19 protein-coding genes are annotated in these 22,260 nt (G+C 74.0%); 12 read left to right on the forward strand and 7 right to left on the reverse strand.

The features are described 5' to 3' along the window. Positions 1-8: 8 nt before the first annotated feature. Positions 9-1,178 carry an EAL domain-containing protein gene (locus tag EDD30_RS08345; RefSeq protein ID WP_143162589.1) on the reverse strand — a complete coding sequence of 390 codons (1,170 nt, stop codon included), beginning with the start codon at positions 1,176-1,178 and terminating at the stop codon, positions 9-11. A gap of 200 nt (positions 1,179-1,378) precedes the next feature. Here EDD30_RS08345 and EDD30_RS08350 point away from each other — a divergent pair, with 200 nt between their 5' ends. Beyond that, a complete protein-coding gene (locus EDD30_RS08350; protein ID WP_071803881.1) occupies positions 1,379-1,819 on the forward strand; it encodes a hypothetical protein in 441 nt (146 codons plus the stop codon). 16 nt (positions 1,820-1,835) lie between these two features. Here EDD30_RS08350 and EDD30_RS08355 read toward each other — a convergent pair whose 3' ends face one another. Together EDD30_RS08355 and EDD30_RS08360 are read right to left on the reverse strand one after the other, a co-directional pair. Beyond that, entirely contained in the window at positions 1,836-3,140 is a 1,305-nt protein-coding gene (locus EDD30_RS08355) for a hypothetical protein (RefSeq protein WP_071803890.1), read from the reverse strand. 126 nt (positions 3,141-3,266) lie between these two features. After that, complete coding sequence (locus EDD30_RS08360; RefSeq protein ID WP_071803882.1) at positions 3,267-5,138, reverse strand: adenylyl cyclase; 1,872 nt, start codon at positions 5,136-5,138, stop codon at positions 3,267-3,269. 211 nt (positions 5,139-5,349) lie between these two features. Between EDD30_RS08360 and EDD30_RS08365 the strand changes: the two genes are divergently transcribed. Then, positions 5,350-6,597, forward strand: coding sequence for an MFS transporter (locus EDD30_RS08365; RefSeq protein ID WP_071803883.1), 1,248 nt, complete (start codon positions 5,350-5,352; stop codon positions 6,595-6,597). 73 nt (positions 6,598-6,670) lie between these two features. Here the strand turns inward: EDD30_RS08365 and EDD30_RS08370 are convergent, their stop codons facing one another. Continuing rightward, positions 6,671-7,942: a lamin tail domain-containing protein gene (locus tag EDD30_RS08370; RefSeq protein ID WP_244945166.1), complete on the reverse strand. Its 1,272-nt coding sequence runs from the start codon at positions 7,940-7,942 to the stop codon at positions 6,671-6,673. Positions 7,943-8,164: 222 nt separating this feature from the next. Here EDD30_RS08370 and EDD30_RS08375 point away from each other — a divergent pair, with 222 nt between their 5' ends. The 7 genes from EDD30_RS08375 (at position 8,165) to EDD30_RS08405 (ending at position 19,086) form a co-directional block, all read left to right on the forward strand. Beyond that, positions 8,165-9,469 (forward strand): fibronectin type III domain-containing protein, encoded by a 1,305-nt coding sequence (locus tag EDD30_RS08375; RefSeq protein ID WP_123678177.1) that lies wholly within the window; start codon positions 8,165-8,167, stop codon positions 9,467-9,469. 124 nt (positions 9,470-9,593) lie between these two features. Then, positions 9,594-12,275: a fibronectin type III domain-containing protein gene (locus tag EDD30_RS08380; protein WP_394328257.1), complete on the forward strand. Its 2,682-nt coding sequence runs from the start codon at positions 9,594-9,596 to the stop codon at positions 12,273-12,275. A gap of 10 nt (positions 12,276-12,285) precedes the next feature. Then, on the forward strand, positions 12,286-13,272 hold the full coding sequence (locus EDD30_RS08385; protein ID WP_071805743.1) for an AAA family ATPase: 987 nt from the start codon (positions 12,286-12,288) through the stop codon (positions 13,270-13,272). A gap of 686 nt (positions 13,273-13,958) precedes the next feature. Beyond that, a complete protein-coding gene (locus EDD30_RS08390; RefSeq protein WP_071805744.1) occupies positions 13,959-15,086 on the forward strand; it encodes a DUF58 domain-containing protein in 1,128 nt (375 codons plus the stop codon). Then, the gene (locus tag EDD30_RS08395; protein WP_123678178.1) at positions 15,080-17,392 is read left to right on the forward strand and encodes a transglutaminase TgpA family protein; all 2,313 of its coding nucleotides are present in this window, start codon (positions 15,080-15,082) and stop codon (positions 17,390-17,392) included. The genes EDD30_RS08390 and EDD30_RS08395 overlap by 7 nt, the downstream gene beginning before the upstream one ends. Before the next feature lie 44 nt (positions 17,393-17,436). Then, the gene (locus tag EDD30_RS08400; RefSeq protein WP_071805745.1) at positions 17,437-18,351 is read left to right on the forward strand and encodes a phosphatase PAP2 family protein; all 915 of its coding nucleotides are present in this window, start codon (positions 17,437-17,439) and stop codon (positions 18,349-18,351) included. A gap of 30 nt (positions 18,352-18,381) precedes the next feature. Then, the gene (locus EDD30_RS08405) at positions 18,382-19,086 is read left to right on the forward strand and encodes a DUF3159 domain-containing protein (protein ID WP_071805746.1); all 705 of its coding nucleotides are present in this window, start codon (positions 18,382-18,384) and stop codon (positions 19,084-19,086) included. A gap of 237 nt (positions 19,087-19,323) precedes the next feature. Here the strand turns inward: EDD30_RS08405 and EDD30_RS08410 are convergent, their stop codons facing one another. The 3 genes from EDD30_RS08410 to EDD30_RS08420 all read right to left on the reverse strand — a co-directional run bounded on the left by EDD30_RS08410 (position 19,324) and on the right by EDD30_RS08420 (position 20,394). Next, positions 19,324-19,515, reverse strand: a complete 192-nt coding sequence (locus EDD30_RS08410) for a hypothetical protein (protein ID WP_071805747.1) — start codon at positions 19,513-19,515, stop codon at positions 19,324-19,326. Continuing rightward, positions 19,512-19,748, reverse strand: a complete 237-nt coding sequence (locus tag EDD30_RS08415) for a hypothetical protein (protein ID WP_071805748.1) — start codon at positions 19,746-19,748, stop codon at positions 19,512-19,514. Before EDD30_RS08415 ends, EDD30_RS08410 begins: the two co-directional genes overlap by 4 nt. 271 nt (positions 19,749-20,019) lie before the next feature. After that, positions 20,020-20,394, reverse strand: a complete 375-nt coding sequence (locus tag EDD30_RS08420; RefSeq protein ID WP_071805749.1) for a response regulator transcription factor — start codon at positions 20,392-20,394, stop codon at positions 20,020-20,022. A 145-nt stretch (positions 20,395-20,539) separates the two neighbouring features. Here EDD30_RS08420 and EDD30_RS08425 point away from each other — a divergent pair, with 145 nt between their 5' ends. Genes EDD30_RS08425 through EDD30_RS08435 form a run of 3 tightly spaced genes read left to right on the forward strand, consistent with a single transcriptional unit; the run spans position 20,540 to position 22,122 of the window. After that, positions 20,540-21,163: a hypothetical protein gene (locus EDD30_RS08425; protein WP_071805750.1), complete on the forward strand. Its 624-nt coding sequence runs from the start codon at positions 20,540-20,542 to the stop codon at positions 21,161-21,163. Further along, a complete protein-coding gene (locus EDD30_RS08430; protein ID WP_148088123.1) occupies positions 21,067-21,804 on the forward strand; it encodes a hypothetical protein in 738 nt (245 codons plus the stop codon). Before EDD30_RS08425 ends, EDD30_RS08430 begins: the two co-directional genes overlap by 97 nt. Before the next feature lie 33 nt (positions 21,805-21,837). Next, on the forward strand, positions 21,838-22,122 hold the full coding sequence (locus tag EDD30_RS08435) for a YciI family protein (RefSeq protein WP_071805765.1): 285 nt from the start codon (positions 21,838-21,840) through the stop codon (positions 22,120-22,122). The last annotated feature ends 138 nt before the right edge of the window (positions 22,123-22,260 follow it).

Raw genomic sequence — 22,260 nt, forward strand, 5'->3', positions numbered from 1 at the left:
TCGACCGCTCAGGCGAGCTGGTTGAGCAGGATGCGGGTCACGGCCGCCACCGGCGGCAGGTCGTCGAGGGTTACGAGGTGCTCCCCGCGGGTGCACAGTGCGTACCCCTGTCCCGGCCCGAGCACGACGGCGGTGAGCTCGTCGTCGGGGTGGTCGAGCAGGATGACCGACCGGGCCTGGCCGGCCAGTTCCTGCAGGGGGACGGTGAGCTCCGGTCGGCTCTCCGGCACGGAGGCCACCACGATGGCGGCGTCCTGCGCGACCGCGGTGTCCCGGAGCCGGGCGAGGGCCAGCGAGATGCTCTCGGGCGTGGCGGCCGTGGCGGCGGTGTGGCGCTCGGCGGTCTCATAGGTCGTGCCGGTGGGCCGGTGGAAACCGGGCCGCGGCAGGCGCAGCGCGTGGGCCCCCGCGGCGTCGTAGCGGCGCGGGTCGATCTGGTCGAGACGGGCCGGCCGGCCGAACAACCAGCCCTGCCCCCACATGGCCCCGAGCATGCGCGCGGTGGCCAGGTCCGCCTCGGTCTCGATGCCCTCGGCGATCACCACGGCGCCGGTGCGCCGGGCCTGCGAGCGTACGACGGCGCAGACCGCGCGGGTGTGCTCGGTGTCCGGGTTGCGGATCAGGCTCATGTCGAGCTTGATCACTTCCGGTTCCAGCACGGGAAGCAGCGCCAGCGACATCGGGTCGACGCCCACGTCGTCGAGGGCCAGCCCGGTGCCCCAGTCCTGCGCCTGCGCGGCGATGCGCATCATGCTGCCGGGTACGGCGGGCAGCGCCCGCTCGGTGAACTCGAGGATCTCGCGGAACGGCAGGCCACCCTGCACCAGCTCGATCAGCCGGGGTGACAGGGGCTGGTTCAGCGCGGCGGGCTCGGCGTTGACGAACAGCAGCGGCGGCGGGGCCGGCGCCGCCACGGCGCACTCCAGCGCCCGCTCGGAGCAGAGCATGTCCAGCTCACCGAGGCGGCCCGCGTCCCGGGCGGCGGCGAACAGGCGGTCCGGAAACTCCAGGGCGGTGCCCGCCGGGCCGCGGGCGAGCGCCTCCAGCCCCACCACGGCCTGGCTGGAGAGGTCGACGATCGGCTGGAACAAGGGCTGGACCAGCCGCCCCTGCAGCACCACACCGATCGTGACGTCGGTGTCCGGAGTCGCCGTGCTCCGCGCGGACGCGGTTTGCATGATCAAAGCTCCCTACCTGACGGCATCGGCACTCTTATCGACACCGGGACCGCGGACTCAAGGAACCGGCCCTCCCCGCATCCTCCGGCGGCGCCCCCGCGACGGTCCGGGAAACACGATAAAAAGGGCGATCTCCCGGCTTTCCCCGATCAAACGGTCGAGGTTTTCGCATACTCAGTCCACCGGTATATTCTCCGATCATGACCGCAACGGCGCGCGATGACCGGCCGTCGCGCTTCTCCTCGAGGCTGCGTCCGGCACTCACCCTGCTGCCGCTCGGCGGCGCCGTCGCTCTCGCCGCGCTGCCGCTGCTGCGCCCGGACGAGCCGTTCGACGCCACCCTGCGGTGCACGGTCTGGCTGGCGGTGGTGGTCGCGGCGACCGCCGGGGCCGGCAAACCGGCGGCGCTGTTCGGCGCGGTGGCGGCGGTGGTCGAGACCTGTGCCCAGGTCACCAGCGGCGCCGAGGGACCGGGGTCACCGATGCCCATCCCGGCCGCGCTCGTCGCGCTCGCCCTGGTCGCCACCCGGCGCCGGCCGAGCGCCCGCCGGATCATCGCCCGGCTGACCCGCCCGGCCGGGCGGCGCCCCTCAGCGACGGCGGCCGAGCGGCCCGCGCCCGGGACCGTGAAGATCGACTGACCGGCTCCCGGGCGTTTCAGCGGGCCGCGGCCGCGGCGACCAGCCAGGCGATCTCCGCGTGCACGATGTCGGAGTGCGCCCCCGAGAACGCCGACTTCCGGGTGTCGGCGATGACCCGGGCCGCATCGACGCTGTGGAACGTTCCCGCGGCCAGACCGTACGCCGCCCCGGCCGGGAGCACCGTCAGCCGCCGCGCCGGAGTCGCGCCCCGGAAACCGTCAGCCCCCAGAGCGCCCCAGCGCAGGGCCGGGTCCACCCGGGCCGCGATGTCGTCGCGGGCGAGGAACGACGCCTTCGGATACCAGCGGCCCAGCGCCCAGTCGTGCCGGGTGAACGTCGCCACGAGCGGCCCGCCGACCCGGTCGGCGACCCGGTGCAGGGCCCCCGCCGAGCCGAACGGCATCGCGCTCAGCGGCGTGAAGGTGTAATGCGAGAACGCGCCCTGCACGAGGCAGACGGAGGCGACGGGGCTCGCCGCCGCCGAGCCGATCCCGGCCAGCGCGAAGGAGATCAGCCGGGCACCGAAGCTGTGCCCGCCCAGGTGCACCCGCACGCCGGGCAGCCGCCGGCCCAACCGTTCCAGCAGCGGCCCGAGCCCGCGGCGGCCGATGTCGCCGGCCCGGCCCTTCATCTCGTAGTAGGAGGCCATCCGCAGCGCGTCCCGGGCGCCGTTCCAGACCTTGCCCCAGAGGTCGCCGAAGCCCCGCTCGTCGCCGCGGGCCGGGGCGCTACCGAGGATGTCGGCGATGCGGGCGTACGCCACCTCGGGCCGATCGGCGAACAGCAGCACCTGCTCCCCCGAGTCCTCCGGAGCCTGCGGCGCGGTGACGAAGACCGTGCCCAGCAGCCGGTGGAACTCGTCGAGCCGGGCCTGCTGGATCTCCGCACCGTCGATGCCGACGCCGGCCACGCCCTCGTCGACGAGCTCACCCATCCGCGTCACGGCCGGGTGCAGGCCTTCCTCGAAGGAGTCCACGAGGGAGCGGGCGATCTCCGCGCCGGAGACCACGGCGTCCGCCACGCCCGGCCGGTTGGCCTCCATGGCCGCCCGCACCCGCTCCTCGGCCTCCGGTGGCGGGTCGGGAAACCACAACGCCGGCCAGAAGATCCCGGCGAAGCCGGCGGTGCCCGGCGCCATGCCCTCGATGAGCGGGAAGAGCGACCGGTAGAGGCCGCGGCTGCGCTGCTCGCCGCTGCCCCAGCCGTGGGCGAACACGAAGAGGTCGGTGATGCCGTGCGCGGCCAGGTCGTCGAGGAAGGTCGTCTCGGTGGGCACGGTCAGCGTGCCGTAACGGTCGTACGCCAGCTCCCAGTAGTGCACGGCGGCACCGTAAGCGCCGCCGCGGCGTCCCGACAACGGGTGCTGCGCCCACCGGCAAACAAACCCTCGATGAGGCACCGGCCATGCGCACCGCCCAGGGTCGCGGTGCACACGGCCGGACGGCACTCAGGGCGCCGGGTAGTCGTTCACGTAGACCGGCACGCCGACGTGGCCGGTGTCGGCCGGGCCGCCCACGCCGTTGACGACGTGGTCGATGGTGCCCGCGCTGAGATTCACGGTCATGATGTGGTGCAGCTTGACGCCCGGCCGCCGCGGGACCTCGAAGCCGTTCTCGGTGTGGATCGACGGGTTGTTCTGGTTGAACACGTAGACGCCGGCGCCGTGCAGGGTGTGGGTGCGTACCCGATCGCCGACCTTGTAGCCGGCGTAGCCTTCGACCGTCCCGTTCATCCAGTCCGCCTGCGTCGGCGGGTCGTACGGCAGCTCGTTCTGGTAGAGGATCGTCGTGCCGCGCTCGCCGTTCCAGGTCGTGTTGTAGCGCTGGAAGTGCTCGACGAACAGGCCCGTCGCCGTGACGTCGTCGCCGTTGACGACCGCGCCCTGCCGGCCGGTGTTGGTGCGCCAGCGCTGGGTGTCGCCGTTCACGCCCTCGGTGAAGCCCTCGACGCCGTGGTCGGCGCGCCACACCCAGGTGTGGTCGATGAGCACGTTGTCGCTGTTGACCTCGAGTGCCGTGTCGGTCTTGCCGATGTGCGGGCCGCCGACGCGGAAGTACACGTCGGACAGTGTCGTCGGGTTGTCCGGCGAGCTGATCCCGATGCCGTGCTTGCGGCCGACCCGCAACAGTGTCGTCGACTCCTCGGTGCCGGCGTCGATGGTCACGCCCGCGACGATGACGCCCGGCACGTCGGCGACGGTCAGCGGAGTCGCGCCGCCGACCGCGGTCAGGGTCGCGTGACCGATGCCCAGCACCACCGTGCCGGGACGCCACACGTCGATACTGCGGTCGATGTCGTACACGCCGGGGGTGAGCAGGAGATGCTTGCCGAGCGCGAGCTGGGCGTTGATCCGCCACACCGGGTCGGAGGGCCTGGCGACGAAGAAGGCGCTGAGCGGGAGCGTACGCCCGGCGGTCAGCCCCTCACCCCAGGACGTGCCCGCGGTGCCGCGGTGCGCGGACGGCACCCGGACCTGGTAGCGGCCCCGCGCGTCGACGAACAGGTACGGCTTCTCCCGGCTCAGCGGCGTTCGCGCGACGGTGGTGTACGGCGGCACCGGGAACGTCGCGTCGTCCGGCGCCCCCTCGACGCCGGAGAAGACCTGGTTCCACACGCCGTTCGACCAGCTCTTGACGGAGCTGTCGCGGGTGAGCCACTGCTGCTGCGAGCCGCTGACGACGTCGGGCAGCGCGGAGTCGGCGATGAAGCCGCCGCTGGCGTACTGCGGACCGGCCGTGCAGTAGTCCATCAGGGACAGATTGCCGCCCTTGATGTCGAGCCGGCGCAGCGAGACGGCCTGCGACACGGCCCAGAAGTTGGCCGAGGCACGGCAGCCGTCCTGGCCCGCGCCGTTGACGTTGATCGTCAGATTGGAGAGCGTACGCCAGAAGTTGACCAGCGCCAGGCAGTTGGCGGTGCCGCCGTCGGCCAGGCAGCGGTTGTAGACCTCGACCTTGCCGTTGATGACGACGTCGGACGGGGAGGCGCCGAGCCCCGAGATCTCGGTGTAGTACCCGACCTTGATCTGCAACGGCTTCTCCGCCGTGCCGTAGGTGCCGGGCCTGAAGAGGTAGGCGTAGCGGTCGGTGCCCATCTCGTTGTCGACCTGCCGGGCATGGGTGGCGTCCAGAACGGCCTGGATCTGCTCGACCGGCATGCTCGGGTCGAAGACGGTGACACCGGCGCCGAGGGCCGGCGCGGCGCCGAGGGCCGGTGCCGCGGACGCGGACGTACCCGTCAGCGCGCCGGCGGTCACCAGGGCGAGACCGGCGGCGAGGATCCGGCCGGGTCGCCGGCGCCCGGGAGGGCGAGTCGTCATACGGGGTGGTCCTTTCCCTAGGTATGCCAGGAACCAGGTCACAGCAAGCGATAGGCGAGGGCCGATGTCAAGGCAGGGAGCGCTCTCCCGCCCCCACATTCAGGTCTGCATGCGGACATCCCGCCCCGGTTCCGGAACCGGCCGGGCCGAACGGAGGAGCGCCCGGCGATACCATCCGCGTGCCGAGTCCCCCCGAAGACCGGAAGGTCCCTTGAGCGCTGTCCCCACGGTTCCGCCCGGCACCCACGACCGCGCCGCGACCCAACGCCGCATCCTGTCCGTCCTGGTCGCCTCGCAGATCCTCAGCGGCGCCGGCCTCGCCGCCGGCATCACGGTCGGCGCGCTGCTGGCCCAGGACATGCTCGGCGGCACCGGCCTCGCCGGGCTGCCCAGCGCGCTGTTCACCGCCGGTTCCGCCCTCGCCTCGGTCGTCGTCGGCCGTCTCTCCCAGGCCCGCGGGCGCCGGCCCGGCCTGGTCCTCGGCTACCTCACCGGGGCCGTCGGCAGCGCCGGCGTGATCGTCGCCGCCGTCGCCGGCAGCGCCGTCCTGCTGTTCCCCGCCCTGTTCCTGTACGGCGCCGGCACCGCCGCCAACCTCCAGGCCCGGTACGCCGGTGCCGACCTCGCCGACCGCACCCACCGCAGCCGCGCCGTGTCCACCGTCCTCGTGGCCACCACCGTCGGCGGCGTCGTCGGCCCGAACCTCGCCCCGGTGGCCGGCGACCTCGCCCGTACCCTCGGCATCCCGCACCTCGCCGGGCCGTTCCTGCTCTCCGGCACCGCCTATGCGCTCGCCGCGCTCGCCCTGACCCGCTGGCTGCGCCCCGATCCGCTGCTGCTGGCCCGCTCCCTCGCCACCGCCGAGCCCGGCTCCGGACGCACCGCCGAGCCGCACTCCCCCGGCGGTGGCCCCGGGCGCGTGATGGTGGGCGCCGCCATCATGGTCCTCACCCAGGTCGTCATGGTCGGCATCATGACCATGACGCCGATCCACATGCACGACCACGGCCTCGGCATCGCCGCCTCCGGGCTGGTCATCGCCGTCCACGTCGCGGCCATGTACCTGCCGTCGCCGGTGACCGGCTGGCTCGTCGACCGGTTCGGCAGCCGCCCCATCGCCGCCGCCGGGGCGGTCACGCTGCTGGCCGCCGGCATCGTCGCCGCCGCCGCGCCCGGCGGCTCGATCCCGGCGCTCGGCCTGGCGCTCGGCCTGCTCGGCGCCGGTTGGAACCTCGGCATCGTCTCCGGCACCGCGATCGTCACCGACGCCCTGCCGCTGGAGACCCGCGCCAGGACGCAGGGCCTGGTCGACGTCGCCATCGCCCTCGCCGGGGCGACCGGCGGCATGACCTCCGGCGTCGTGGTCGCCACCGCGAGCTACTCCGTCCTGGCCACCGCCGGCGGCGTCTTCGCTCTGGCGCTGCTCCCGGTCATCGCCGCCGGCGCCGCCCGCCGATGACTCTCCCGGGCCGGCTCTCCCGGGCCGGCTCTCCCGGACCGGCTCTCCCGGACCGGCTCTCAGCAGCCGGCTTTCAGCGGCCGAAGGCGATGGTGCGGCCCTCCTTGACCTGCCCGGCGCGGTAAGTCACCTCGTCGATGGGCGTGCCCAGCGCGTCCAGCAGGGTGATCGTCCCCCCGGTGTTGCCCAGCGCGAACGAGCCGTTCCCGGCGATCTGGGCCACCACGCCGCCACCCAGCGTGCCGGTCAACCGCTGCGCGCGGCCGTTGCGGTCCCGCAGCGTCCACCCGGTCAGGTCGATCTGCCCGGCGGTGGTGTTGAGCAGCGTCAGCCGCTCCTTGCCGCGGTCCGACCCGGCCGGGTCCGGCAGGGCCGCCACGATGAGGACGTCGCCCGCGGCCAGCGCCGGCGGCAGCGTCGGCGCGCCCGGCGGCGCCGGATCCGGGTCGATGATGAAGTCCTCGGGCCACACCGTCATCCGGATGCGGTGCCCAGCGGCCTCGATCACGTCGTGCAGATTGCCGCTCTCGAGCCGGTCCAGCAGGAACAGCGAGTCGTCCCGGTTGACCGGATCCGAGCGCAGCCAGGCGTCGAAGCCGTCGAAGTTCGCGGCGCCCGCGGCCAGGAACGGCACCAGCCGGCGGAACAGCTTCGGCCAGCAGACCAGCCGTTGCAGGCCGACCAGATCGGTGACCGTGGCGGCGCCGTCCGGGTCGGCCGTCGAGACGGGCCAGATCCCGGCGCCCTCGGCGCGGGCCTTACGGGAAACCCCGGCGAGATGCGTACGCAGCGTCGCCGGCAACGTGGCGTAGAACGCGGGATATGCCAGGCCCGCAGCGAGCAGCCGCGCGTTGACCGACCGGTCGGCACCGGCGTCGTCGAGGAAGACGGTGCCGCCGGCGGGCCCCGGCGGCTCGTCCGGGTAGACGAAGCCGATCATGCGGCCGTTGGCGTCGATCCCGTTGGACAGCACGTGCCCCCGCATGCTGTCCCGGTCGGCGGCGCGCACCTTGTTCGGCAGGTCGTCGAAGAACTCCACACCCGTGAACCCCAGGAGGTGCAGCATCTCGTCGCGCGCGGCGTTGGCACCGGCGAGCTCCTGGTGCGTCTCGCCGAAATGAGTCTCCAGCGCGTCGATCGCCTCCAGGCGTACCGAGATCCCGCGGGCATTCAGGTCCGGCGGCGTGCCGGACGGCCGGGGCAGCCTCTCCACCAGCGCCGGCGAATCCGGGCGGAACTTGACGGTGTCCCCATCCGGTTCCGGGCCCTGGCGCGGGAGATCCGCGTAACGAATAACGAATTGTCCGGTCAGCACCGTATAGGTCATGGCGACCTCACCACCCACGTCGGAAGGCTCGAGACCCGGGCCTTCCCGCACCGTATTCCCGGTCGTGACCAGCGCAGAACGGCTGCGTCGGCTACGCGTCCGCAGTTCTGACCGTTCGGCGGTGCCGGCTCGTCTCAACGGCGCCCGCCGCTGTGCCGTCCTCCGCCGGGATACGGTCCCGAAGTCCCACTCCGAGGTGCGGCACTGGCGGAAGGTCCGGGTTTTAGGCAGCATGGCTGGGTGTCCCAGCCGTCCCCGCTCCTGGCTCCCCGCCAGCAGGCCCAGGCGCTCGCCGACTCCGGCGATCTCGTGAGGGCCCGCGCGCTCCTCGAGCACGCCGTCGACCTGGGACGGGCCAACCTCGGCGAGGACGACCCCGAGGTGCTGGCCACGGCGCAGCAGTTGGCCGCCGTACATCGACGGGCCGGCGACCCCTCGTCCGCCCGCCGGGTGCTCGAGGAGGCCCACGCGGCCGGGCAGTGGCGGCTCGGCGACGCCGATCCGGTGATGCTGGGCATCTCCTTCGACCTGGGCACGGTCGCCGAGGAGATGGAGAACCGCCACGAAGCGCGCCGGGCGTTCGGCCGGGTGGCCGCGCACGGCCCGGCAGTGCTCGGCCCGGACCACTGGACGGTCACGCAGGCGCGTTCCTACCTGGGAGAGGACCCTCCTACCGTACGCATCGAGCTCCCGGTCCCCCCGCCGTCCACCCCCTTCTCGCCCCCGCCTCCAGCCTCCGCCCTGCCGGTCGCCGCCCCATACTCGCCCGCCCCGCCGCCGGTCGCCGCCGCCTTCTCGTCCGCCCCGCCGTCGGTGCCGGTGCAGCGGCAGCCCGAGCCCTCCCCCGCTCCCCCGCAGCCCGATCCCTTTGCCGCCCCGCAGCCCGATCGCTTTACCGCCCCGCCACCCGGGTCCGCCTTCACCGCCCCGCCACCCGGGTCCGCCTTCACCGCCCCGCCGGCCCGGCCGGTCTTCACCGCCCCGCAGGCCGGGCCCGACTCGACCGGCGCGGGTCATGAGCCCGGTTCCGGCCCGTCGCGGTTCGAGCAGCCGGGGCCGGCGATCGCCACGGCGCCGTCCGATTCGTCCGATACCGGCCGGTCCTCGTACGCCGGCAAGGCTCCCGCCCTGTTCGCGGCGATCGCCGCGGTCCTCGGCGTGATCATCGCCGTGGTCGCGCTCGTGGTCGTCCTGGCGAAGCCGGACGACGGCGGCGACGACTCCGAGGTGCCGACCCTGAGCGGGCCGGCGCCCACCGATGTGCGGATGCGCGATTACGGATCGTCGGTGCGGCTGACCTGGACGGACCCCGCGAACGGCCGCACGTCGTTCCTGGTCACCGGCGGCCGCCGCGGCGAGCAGCTCAAGCCGATGGGCCAGGTCGGGCCCGCCACGACCTCGTTCGACCTCAACGGTCTCAACGCCGGGCTGGACTACTGCTTCGCCGTGGTGGCGGTCTACAGCACCAGCCAGTTCGCCACGTCACCGCAGGCGTGCACCAACCGTACGCAGAGTGACGCCAGCCCCGGGCAACCGCGCAGATGATCACCGTGCGCGATCATTACAATCCACAACCGTGACTTGCCGCATGCCCAAGTCGCTCCGCGTGCCCCTATGATGGCCTGCGTCCTCGGCGATGAAAGCCGGTGCAGCGGAAGGGATGCGAACCGTGGCCAGTGCGAAAGCGTCCAGTGAGGACGCCGTCACCGACCGGCGTGGGAAGCGCTGGCGCGGCCGTGGTGGGCTCGTCACCATCGGCACGGTGCTGGCCCTCGTCGCGGGCCTCGGGCTCACCGTGTTGGGCCTCGGCGCCGCCGATCAGGCCGTCGCCAGCTTCGACGCCGCCTCCTGGGTGTGGAGCCGCACCAAGGGCGAGGCCGCCCGGGTCAACGGCGTCACCGCCCGGGTGGACACCAGGGTCGACGTGCCACGCGCCCGCGGGCACCAGGTCCAGGTCACCCAGAATGACCGCTTCGTCATCCTGCGCGACGTGCAGACCGGCGTGGTGAGCACGATGGATCTCGTCTCCCTCAAAGAGGCGGCGACCGCCCAGACCACCTCCGGCCTCGGCGTGCGGGTCGCTCTCGACGAGGACGCCGCCTTCATCATCGACGCCGTGCAGGGCGAGGTGCGCCAGCTCGACCCGCGCACGCTGACCCCGGTCGGGCAGTCGCTGCGCTTCCCGCCCGGCATCACGGGCGGCGTCTTCGACGGCAAGGGCAATCTGTGGATCGCCGTGCCCAGCGAGGGCACGGTGTCGGTGATCACTCCCGCGCCCCTGCCCGACGAGGCCGCCACCAGCGGCTCCGGCGCCGGGTCGGCCGCGGGAGCCGGGAAGGCGGCCGCGGGCCCCGCGCTCGTGCGCACCGAGTCGGTCGCCCCGGGCAACCACGACCTCACCATCTCCACGCTGGAGAGCGGCGTCGCCGTGCTCAACCGCACGACCAACGAGCTCACGACCGTGCGCGACGCCGCCAAGCAGACCGTCGAGCTGCCGCTGGAGGGTCCCGGCTCGCTGCCCGCACACACCGAGGGCGACGTCATCCCGGTCACCGTCCCCGACGCCCGGCGCGTCTACGGCGTGAGCCAGGGCCGGACCACCGCCGACTTCCCCGTGCCGGGCGACGGCCCCGAACTGCAGGCCGCGGTCGCCTGGGAGGGCTTCTTCTACGTCGCCGACGAGTCCACCGGCACGGTGCACGTCTTCGACCAGGCCGGGCGCGTGCGCAAGGACATCGGCTTCACCGACCCCGGCGGCCCGCTCGAGCTCGAGGTCCGCGAGAGCTACCTGTTCATCAACGCGCCCAGCGCGTCCACCGCCCGGGTCGTCGACGGCGCGCACACCGTGCGGGTGGTCGACAAGTACGCCGACGACGTCCTCGGTGGCGACCCGCCGCCGACCCCGGCGGACCCGCCGCCACCCCCGCCGAAGCCGAAGAAGCCGCCGGTCACCAAGCCCGGCGCGCCCCGTGCCGTGCGGGCCGCGGCCGGCGACGCCCAGGTGCGGGTGACCTGGCAGGCGGCACCCGCCAACGGCGCGCCCATCACCCGATACGTGGTCGAGGGCGCGGAGCGCACCTTCCCGGTCGGCGCCAACCAGCGGTCTCTCGACGTCACCGGGCTGACCAACGGCGAGACGTACCAGTTCACCGTGCGCGCGGTCAATCAGAAGGGCGAGGGCCCGACCCGCACCAGCAATGCGGTCACGCCCACGGCGGAGGTGCCGGACGCGCCGACGGCCGTCAACGCCGAGGCCAAGCCGGACGGCACGGTCGTGGTGAGCTGGCCCGCCGCCAACGGGCAGGGACTGGAGATCGAGCGCTACGCGGTCACCGCGATCAGCGAGGGCGGCAGCTCGCCGGTGGGCGAGGCCAAGGACGGCACGTCGTTCACCGTCCCCGGCGGCCAGCTCGAGTACGGCAAGCAGTACGCGTTCACCGTCGTCGCCGTCAACGAGCGCGGCGCCGGCTCGAAGGCGTCGCCGGTCAGCGCGAGCGTGGTGCCCTTCACCAGGCCCGGCCGCACCGAGGGCGTCGACGCCGCGACGGTCGGCGACCGGCCCGGCACCATCCGGGTCTCCTGGGCCGCCCCGGCTGACAACGGCCGCCCGATCACCAGGTACGTCGTCGCCGCCGGCGGCCGCACCACCGAGGTCACCGACGGCACCGGTGCCACGCTGGAGGGCTTCGGCGAGGGCGAGACCGTCGCCGTCGAGGTCCGCGCGGTCAACGAGGCCGGCCCGGGTGAGCCGGGCTCCGCGACCGCCCGCACGGTGGCGAAGCCCGCGGTGACGATCACCGGGTCCTCGGCCACCTTCAACAGCGCGACGGTGACCTTCACCGTCGACGCGGGCGGCGGCACGGCGACCTGCTCGATCTCGGCCTCCGACGGCGGCGGCACCGCCACGGGCAGCTGCACCAGCCTTCAGCTCACCGGCCTCAAGCCCAGCACGGCCTACACGTTCACGGTCAGCGCGCGCAACGCGGCCGGGGAGGAGTCGAAGACCCGGGAGCAGAGGACCGACGCCCTCTTCGGCACCGCGACATGCAACAACGGCAGGAACGGCGACACCGCCACCTACTGCGACGAGGATCGCGCCGGCCGCAACGGCAACGAGATCTTCAGCGTCACCCGGCAGGACAACGGCAGGCAGGTCGGCTGGGCCAAGCCCGGCACCCGGCTCGAGGCGTACTGCAAGAAGCAGGGCGAAGAGGTCTACGCCTACATCTACAACAATGACAAGCGCAGCACCTGGTGGATCCAGGTCAACTACGAAGGCAAGAACTACATCCCGTTCGCGTGGCTCAACCTCGACGGTGGCGACAATGTGAACGACCTGCCCACGTGTTGAGGACGTCTCTGTGAGCACCGAACCCCTACCGCCCGCGCACATCGAGGGCTTCGCCGGCATCGCGGCGCAGCTCGCCGACCGGATCGGCACGGTCGTGCTGGGCAAGCCCGACGTCGTCCGGCTCGCGCTGGCCGCGTTCTTCGCCCAGGGCCACGTCCTGCTGGAGGACGTGCCCGGCGTCGGCAAGACCACGCTGGCCCGGGCGCTCGCCGCGGCCGTCCGCGGCCAGTGGCGCCGCATCCAGTTCACGCCCGACCTGCTGCCCTCCGACGTCTCCGGCGTCACGATCTTCAACCAGGCGAGCCGCGGCTTCGAGTTCCACCCCGGCCCGGTCTTCGCCAACATCGTCATCGCCGACGAGATCAACCGGGCCTCGCCCAAGACGCAGTCCGCGCTGCTGGAGGTCATGGAGGAGCGCCGGGTCACCGTCGACGGCGTACCGCACCCGGTGCCGCAGCCGTTCCTCGTGGTGGCGACGCAGAACCCGGTCGAGATGGACGGCACCTACCGGCTGCCCGAGGCCCAGCTCGACCGCTTCCTGGTCAAGCTCTCCGTGGGATACCCGGCCGAGGAGGTCGAGGTCGAGGTGCTGCGCGGCGCGGCGCTGCGCTCCCCCGACGCGCTCGAACCGGTCACCGACACGGCCACCGTCGGCGAGATGGTCCGCATGGCGTCTCGCGTGCACATCGCCGACCCGCTCTACACGTACGCGGTCCGCCTCGCCGCCGCGACCCGCGACCACCCGCAGGTCCGCGTCGGCGTCAGCCCCCGCGGCGTGATCGCCCTGACCCGCGCGGCCTCGGCCTGGGCGCTCATCAACGGACGCGGCTTCGTCCTCCCGGAGGACCTGAAGACGCTGCTCGAGCCGGTCTTCGCCCACCGCGTGCTGCTGTCGCCGGACGCCCAGCTCCGCGGCGTGACCGCGGCGGAGGTCCTCGACGACGCGGTCCGCTCGGTCCCGGTCCCGCTGCCCGACAACCAGCGCGCCGGAGCGTGAGCGCACCCGGCCCCCGCCCCCGGCTCCGCCTCCCCGGCCGAAGCCCCCGGCGACCGACACCCCCCATCCCCGACACTTCCGTGCCCAATACCTTCACCGCCCACCCCTCAACCCCCGACACCGTCACCGCCGACCCCTCAACCCCCGACACCGTCAGTGCCCACCCCTCAACCCCCGACACCCTCACCCCCAGCACCGAGGCCGCCGTCCCCGGACCCGCCGCCGGAGCCGAGACCATCACGCGCGGGACCGAGACCACCACCCGAGCGAGCGGGCTCACCGCTTCCGGACCCGCCCCCCGACCCGAGACCGCCACTCGCGGCACCTCGCGGGCCACCGCCGGACCCGAGATCACGACCCGCCGCAGCGCAACCACTGCGCACGTGAGCGAGACCGTCACCCGCGAAAGCGAGCTCACCGCGCCCGGACCCGGCAGCGGCACCCCCCGGCGCGGGCTCCTTACCCGCCTGCTCGGACTCGCCGCCCGCCGATCCGAGCTCACCGCGCACCGCGACGGGCTTGCCACCGGCCGCGGGCCTGCCGAACGCGGCGGGCCTGACGGGCGCCGCGGGCCTGCCGGGCGCCGCGGGCCTGCCGGGCGCCGCGGGCCTGACGGGCGCCGCGGGCCTGCCGGGCGCCGCGGGCTTGCCGGGCGTCGTCCCGGGGCCGCCGGGCGCGGCGCGAAGATGACCGCTCGGGGCGCCGGGGTCGTCGCCGCCGCCGTCATGCTGCTCGCGATCGGGTTCCTCTTCGGCTATCCCGACCTCGCACTGCTCGGCGCGGCCGCGGCCACGGCCGTTCTCTGCGCGGTGGCGTTCGGGCTGTGGCGGCCCCGGCTCGGCGTGGACCGGGTCGCCGAGCCCGACCGCGTCCCCCGGGGCGAGCCCGCGTCGATGACGCTGACCGTCCGCAACACCAGCCGCCTGCGGGCCGCCAACCTCGTCGCCACCGACCGGTGCGGTCCGGCGAGCGTGCCGGTGCCCCTGCTACACCTGCGCCCCGGGCGGGACACCACCGTGGAATACCCGGTGCCGACCACCCGGCGCGGGGTGGTGCCGGTCGGGCCGCTGCGGGTCACGCGTGACGATCCGCTGGGGCTGCTCACGCTGTCGCGGGCGTACGGCGGCACCACCACCGTCTGGGTGCACCCCCGGATCCACCTGCTGCGCGCCGTACCGGCGGGGATGGCGCGCAGCCTCGACGGGCGGATCGACAAGGTGCCGCACGGCACGATCACCTTCGACTCGCTGCGGGAGTACGTCGTCGGCGACGAGCTGCGCCGGGTGCACTGGCGCAGCTCGGCCAAGGTCGGCGAGCTGATGGTCCGCGAGCAGCTCGACACCAGCGAACCGACGATCGTCGTGGTGCTCGACGACCGCGCCGCGGCGCACCCGGCGCAGCGCGACGGCGTCGCCGAGTCGTTCGAGGCGGCATGCGAGGCAGCCGCCTCGATCGTCGCCGCCGCCGTCCGGGAGGATCTGCCCGTCGCCCTGCACCTCGTCTCGGGCCCGGTCACCGGACCGTTCCTCGATGTCCTCACCGAGGCCGGGCTGCGCGACGGCGACCTCACCCGGACCGTACGCAGCCTGCGCCGGAGCCGGCTCGGCGACACCCTCGTCTACCTCACCGGACCGGGCGGCCGGTCCGATCTCGGGACGGTGAGCGCGCTGCACGGGCCGTACCCGGTGGTGATCGCCGGCCTGTTCGGCGACCCTGACGCGGCACCGGTCGCCGCGGGCGGCGGGATGATCGTCATCGAGGCCGAGGACGGCGAGCAGTTCGCGGGTGCCTGGGACGGGGTCCGCGGATGGTGAGGTGGCTGCGGGCGGCGGTCGTACCCTTGGCCCTGACGGTCCTGATCGCCCTGTCCGGGGTGGTGCTCGGGCGCATCTATGCCGACGATCTGCTGCTGCGGCTGGTCGCGGGCGCGGCGCTGGGTTCCGTGGGCGTCGGCGTCGCCGTGCGGCGGCTGCCGTCGTGGACCGTCGCGCCGATCTCGGTCGTGGCGCTGGCGGGGTACACGGTCGGAGCGCTCAAGATCGCCGCCGGGCACGCCGCGCTCACCGACCCGCTGTCGCAGATCGTCACCGACGCCCTGGTCAACGGCATTCCGCGGCTGCTGACCGCCATGATCCCGGTGGAGGCCACGCCGGACACCGTGGTCGTACCGGTGATCGCCGCCTGGCTGGCCGGGCTCGCCGGGAGCGAGGTCGCGGTCCGCGCCGGCCGGGTGCTGCTGGGCTGCGTACCGGCGGCGGCCCTGTACGGCGGCGCGCTCTACGTCGTCGGGCCGAACGCGGGAAGCGCCGGATGGCCGACGCTCACCTTCGCCGGCGCGGTGGTCGCCGCCCTGGCCGTCACCGCGCGTCCCGCCGGCGGCCCGTCGCTGGCCGGCATGCCGGCGAAGACCCGCGCCGCGGTGCGGGGCCGCGCGCTCGCCGGGTCGGCCGCCGGCCTGACGGTCCTCGTCGGCCTGATCGCGGCGCTCGGCCCGTGGGTCGGCGGCCGGGTCACCGCGACCCCGGTCGACCCGCGACGGTACGTCGAACCGCCGCGAGTGGACAGCCTGGACGAAAGCCCGCTGAACCGGATCTCGGGCTGGGCGCTCGCCCCGGAGCAGAAGCTGCTCGAGGTCGGCCCGGCCGTGGCGGGCAAGGGCAAGATGCGGCTGCGGCTCGCGGTGCTCCCGGACTACGACGGCATCACGTGGCGGGTCGGGGCGACGTACCGCAATGCCGGACGGGTGCTGCCCCGGGCGCCGCTGCTGCCGGACGTGCCCGTCACCAGGGTCACCCAGGACATCACGGTGCAGGAGCTGACCGGACGGCTGCTGCCGGTGGTGCCGACCCCGGCCGGCGTGGACGGCACCCGCATCGCGTACGACGCCGCCACCGGCACGGTGATCCGCCCGGAGGAGCTGCGGCCCGGGCTGCGCTACACCGTCACGTCGGACACCCAGGAGCCGGACTTCAACCTGCTGCCCACCGCCGACTCGCCCACCGGTGACGCGGTGGCCCGTTTCCTCACCGTCGGCGCGGGCGTGCCCGAGCCGATCCAGCGCCTCGCCGACGACCTGGCGGACGGCAACGGCGCCGCCTACGACCGCGCGATGGCGATCGAGGAGTTCCTCGCCGAGCACTACCGCATGGTGGCGGACGCGCCGAGCGGTCACGCGTACCCGAATCTGTCGTACTTCCTGTTCGGTCCCCGTGACCGCGGCGGCCAGCGCGGCACCTCGGAGCAGTTTGCGGCGTCCTTCGCCCTGCTGGCGCGCCTCACCGGCCTGCCGTCGCGGGTGGTCGTCGGCTTCGACGCACCGAAGGCGGGCGGCCCGGTGACCGGCGGCGACGCGATCGCCTGGCCGGAGGTGCTCTTCGACGACCTGGGCTGGGTGGCGTTCGACCCCCTGCCCAAGAGCGACGACCCACCCCGCCCGGTCGAGGACGACTTCACGCCCAAACCCTCGCCTCCGCCACCCGCCTCGGAACCGCCGCCGGCGACGGACCTCCCGAGCTCCTCGGCGCCGCCGGCGGTGGCCGCTCCTCCGGCCCGCACCGGCGGCGGGCCGTCCCGGGTCCTGGTGGCCTCGGGTACGAGCGGAGCGACACTGCTGGTCCTCGCCGCGGCCGCCGCCACACTGCTGTCGATGCGCCGGAGCCTGCGCCGCCGCCGCTTGTCCACCGGCGGCGCGGCGGAGCGGATCACCGGCGCCTGGTTCGAGTTCACCGACGCGCTCAGGTTGGCCGGCAGCCCGGTACCCACCCACCTGGCCGCCACCGAGGCGGCAGCCTTCGCCGCCAACGCCTTCCCTTCGCGGGCGACGGCCCCGGACACCGCCGAGACCCGGGACGCCTCACATGAGGAGGCCTCGGCCGAGGCGCCGCCCCTGCGCCGCGCCGCGCCCTCGGCGGACGCCGGCCTGCCGCCGCTGGATGCGCTGGTCACGGCCGTCAACACGGTGGCCTTCGCCCCCGCGTCGGCGACGGACGACCAGGCGCAGCGCGCCGGCGGCCAAGCGGTCGCCTACGCCACCGCCCTGCGGCAGCGCCGATCCTGGTGGCGGCGCGCGTGGTGGAGCCTGCACCCGGGCCCGCTGCGCTGGCACCCACCCCGCCGCTGACCGGTCCCCGGCGTAAGCCCGCCGACCGCGGGTAGGAATTGAGCATGAGACTCGGCCTCCGGCTCACCACCGCCTCCGCGCTGGCGATCGGCGTGCTCGTGCCGTTCGCCCTGCTCGCCGCGCTCGTGGCGGGCGGCTGGGCACCGCTGCACGAGGCGGACGCCGGCCTCACCGACACGCTGCACAGGTGGGCGCTGGAACATCCCGGCTGGACCGGCGCCACGGCCTGGTGGACCACCGTCTTCGCCCCCTTTCCCCTCCGGTTCGCCGCCCTGTTCCTGGTGATCTGGCTCCTCCGCCGGCATGCCCGGCAGACGGCGCTCTGGGTGGTGACCACCATGGCGGTCGGCGGCCTGCTCGGGGCCCTGCTGAAACTGCTCTTCGGCCGGCATCGTCCCGACCTGCTCGACCCGGTCGCACGGGCGACCGGTTTCTCGTTCCCCTCCGGCCACGCCCTCAACGCGACCCTCGCCGCCGGGGTCTTCGTTCTGGTCCTGCTCCCGGTGGTACGCCACCGCCGCCTGCTCTGGGCCGGCGCCATCCTGGTGGCGGCCCTGACCGGGATCAGCCGGATCATCCTCGGCGTGCACTACGCCAGCGACGTCATCGCCGGCTGGCTCCTCGGCGTAGCACTCCTGGCCGCAACGACGATGGCCTTCACCCGTCGCGGCCTCGGGTCCATCGTGGACCGGGGACTCACCCCCGACGACGCAGAGCAGAGGCCCGAGACGTCGAAGCACAGGTCGGTGGACCAGGGACTCGCTTCCCACACGCCGCAGAGGCCCGAGACGTCGAAGCGCAGCTCGGTGGACCAGGGACTCGCTTCTCCCACGCCGCAGAGGGCCGAGACGTCGATGCTCGGGTCGCCGGTCCGCCCAGAGCCCGCGTGCTCCGACGGCGGGCCGCGGAGCCGAGAAGACCTGCGGCCGCGCGGTGGCCCGAGCGGAAGCGGAAGGTAGGCTGTCCTAACTTCGAGAGCGGGGTGGGACGTGGCGGAACCGGAGTCGCTGGCCGAGGTGCTGGGCGGGCGCCGGGCCGCCCTCGACGCGACCGTGCCGCCCGTCGTGTTCGTCGGTGGCTGGCTGGCCGGGGGACGCTCGATCTGGGTCGGTGCGGGGGCCGCTCTGGTGGCTGCCCTGGTCGTCGCCGGGATGCGGCTGCGGCAGGGCGACCGTCCGCGGGCCGTGCTCGTCGGGTTGCTCGGCGTGTGCGTCGCGGCGCTGGTCGCCTTGCGGACCGGACGGGCCGAGGATTTCTTCCTGCTGCAGATCGTCAGCAATGCCGCGAGCGCTTTGCTGTGGGCGGTCAGCATCGTGATCCGGTGGCCGCTGCTGGGTCTGGTCGTCGGGGCGGTGCTCGGGCAGAAGACGCGGTGGCGGCGCGATCCTGACCTGCTCCGGGCGTACGGACGCGGCAGTTGGATCTGGGTCTTGCAGTATGTCGTGCGGCTAGCGGTCTTCGTGCCGCTGTGGGCCGCCCATGCCGTGGTGGCGCTCGGGGTCGCGCGGGCCGTGCTGACCTGGCCGCTGGTCGCCGCGTGTCTGGCGGTGAGCTGGTGGGTGATCCGGCGCAGCCTGCCCGGCGACCATCCGGGGCTGCGGCATCCGCGGACCGGCGAACCCGCGACCGCCACCGTTGCGGACCGGGAAGCGCCGGGCGGGTCAGCTCCGGCCGGTGCTGACCATCTCGGGTGAGTCGATGTCGCCGCCGAAGCCCTCGCGGTGCATCGTGCCCCACACCGCCGTGCGGCCACGCCAGGCGCCGAGGACGCCGGCGACCTGCCAGAAGGCGAGCAGTTGGCGGTAGCCGAAGTTCTCCAGGACGGCCGCCAGCTCGACGAACCACCACGACCTCGTAGCGCGGGTAGCGCAGCGCGGTCATCGCCCGGACCGCGGCGACGATGCCGGCGCCCTCGTTGTGCGCGGGGACGATCACCGACACCGGCACGGTCCGCGGGGCTGCGGAACATCGTCGGCGCCGGCGAACGGGATGCGCCGTAGATGCCTGCCGAACTCGAGGCCGGCCAGCGCGATCAGCACCAGGTAGCTGCTGTTGAGTGCGATGAAGTACCCGAAGATCGCCAGGTCGGTGTAGCGCAGCGCCTCGCGCACCACCTCCGTCACCGTGCGGCTCCGACCCGCTCGTCGCTGCGCACCTCGGCGAGCGCGAGCGCCTCCTCGGCGTGCGAGGCCGCCGCCGACCGCTGGTCGTGCGCGCCCATCCCCGCGGCCTGGGCCGCCGCCCGGTCTGCCGCGATGACGTCGCGCTGGGCTTCGAGGCCGGCGGGGCCGCTGCGGCGCAGCGCGTGCGCGGCCTCGTGGGCGACCTGGAACGCATCGTCGCCTAGCAGGTTCACCAGCGGCCTCGCCGCGGAGCTTGCCGAGCAGCGCCAGGGCGTGCGGTTCGGCGGCACGCCAAGCGTCGTCGGGGATGGCCACGAGCTCGTCGCCGCCCTCCTCGCCGTTGTCGGCCACGAAGGCGAGCAGCGCCTTGCGGGGCGGGGGGGGCGAGCCGGGCGCGCTTCTACTGGCGTACGCGGCGGGTCACGCGCACGACGATGATGCCGGCGGCGGTCACGGCGACCACGGCGGCGAGGATCGCGATGACGACCGTGAACAGGCCCAGCATCACCGGGCCACCCGCGCGAGCGCGGCCTCCACGCGTTCCAGCAGTTCCCGCGGGCTGAACGGCTTCACGACATAGTCGGTGGCGCCGGCCGCGTACCCCTGCTCGAGGTCCTGGGGCCGCGAGCGGGCGGTCAGCATGATGATCGGTACGTCGGCGGTCAGCGGCCCGGCGCGCAGCTCGCGGCAGACCTCGATGCCCGACATGCACGGCATGCGGACGTCGAGCAGGACCAGGTCCGGCGGCTGCGCCCGGACCGCGCGGAGCGCGGAGACCCCGTCGGCCACGGCGACGACGTCCAAGCCCCCTTTTCCGAGTTTGTGCGACACCAGATGCCGGATGTCCGGGTCGTCCTCGACGAGGAGAATGGTGCTCATCGCCCCCCCCCCCCGGATCGTCGGACCGGCCCCTCACCTGCCCAACATATCCGTTATGTGAGCTTCCCTCGCCGCGAACGGGAGCAAAGCGGCAACCGCCCGCGCCGCCTCTCAATCGCGTTCCGGCGGCTCCGATAGAGGCAACGTGACGTTCACCAGGTGGATGCGGGCGGCCGGCCCGCGCGGCACCGCCCTCGCCGCCGCGACGCTCGCCCTCGGGCTGGGCACCGGCGCGGCCGCCACCGCCGGAATCGCCACCGCCGAACGCGACGCCACGACCGCGGCGCTCACCCTGCGCAGCGCCGGCGTGCACGCCGCCCTCGACACCGCTTTCCAACGGTACGCCGACACGGTGCACGACATCGCCGCGGCCGCCGCCACCCAGCCCGCCGCCACCCTGTCGCCCACCGTCGCGCGCATCGCCGGCGCCCGGCTCGCCGGAGCGCACCAGGTCGTGGTCACCGACGCGGCCGGCGGCATCCTGGCCCAGCACACCGTCGACGGCAGCACGCCGCCCCCGCGCACCGCGCTCGACCCGGAGCCGCGCCTGGCCGAGACCATGCGCCTCGCCGGGAGAACGGCCGCCTCGTCGCCGGGCCGGTGCACGTCCTGCCCGCCGACCGCGGCCTGCCGGCGGCCGGACGGCCCGCCGCGTTCGATCTGGTCGCGCCCGTGTACGGCACCGGGTTCCGCGGCTGGATCGTGGTCGCCGTCCGCGCACCCGAGCTGCTCCGGGAGTCGCTGCGCACGGCGGACGTCACCGGCGTGACCGCCGTCGTCACCGGGACCGCCACCGACGGCCGCTCACACGAGATCGCCCGGTGGACCGGGGACGGCGGCCCGGTGGGCAGCCTCCGGGACACCGTCGACGTGGAAGTCGCCGGGACCGTGTGGCACGTGCTCGTCCGCCCGACGGCCGCACTGGCCGGCACCGGGCGTACGGTCGCGGCGCCGCTGACCATGCTCGGCGCGGTCGTCGTCAGCCTGCTGGCCGCCGCGGGACTGCTCGCCGCCGAGGCGGGTCGCAACCGGGCCGCGGCGCGCGCCCGGCGCGAGGCCGCCGACGCCCGCACGGCCGAAGGTCGGGAGCGCGCGGCGAACGACCGGGCCCGCGCGGCGAACGACGAGGCCCGCGCGGCGCGCGACCAGCTCCTGGCCGCCGAGGATGCGGTGCGGGAGCGGGAGGCGGAGTTGTCCGGCTTCGCGACCGCGGCCGGCGAGCGTCTACACGCCCCGCTGCACACGATCGCGAGCGTCACCGAGATGCTCGTGGAGGACGCCGCCGCGCAGCTCGACCAGGCTTCGCGCGAACCCAACCCCGGCGGCGGCAGCATCTTCTGGTTCACGGTCGCCGCCGCGACCACCGCTCCCGCCCCGGAGACGGAGCTCTTCGCCGCCGACCTCGCCTGAGGCGTCGACGTCGCCGCGAAATATGATCTTGAAATGTTCGTGGTGACACTGACCTACCGCACCGACCTCACCCAGATCGACGAAGCGCTTCAAGATCACGTCGCCTGGCTGGATCAGCAGTATGCGGACGGGGTGTTCATCGCCTCCGGCCCTCGGGTGCCCCGGGTCGGCGGCGTGATCCTGGCCCGGAACCTCTCCCGGGAAGACCTCGAGCGCAGGCTCGCGACGGATCCTTTCCACCAGCGCGGCCTCGCCGACTATGCGGTGACGGAGTTCGTTCCCGCCCGCACGGCCGAAGGGTTCGCACATCTGAAGTAGGCACCGGCCGCATCTTGTGATTCACGGCCCGCGCGGCGCCCGGGAGGTCAGCCGGCGCCGGAACGCGCTGTGGATCACGTACCTGTCGCGGCTGTCGGCCATCGGGACGTCTCTCCGTTGCGGTTGTCGCGAGGGCGG

It is taken from the genome of Couchioplanes caeruleus (assembly GCF_003751945.1).
GTDB lineage: Bacteria > Actinomycetota > Actinomycetes > Mycobacteriales > Micromonosporaceae > Actinoplanes > Actinoplanes caeruleus.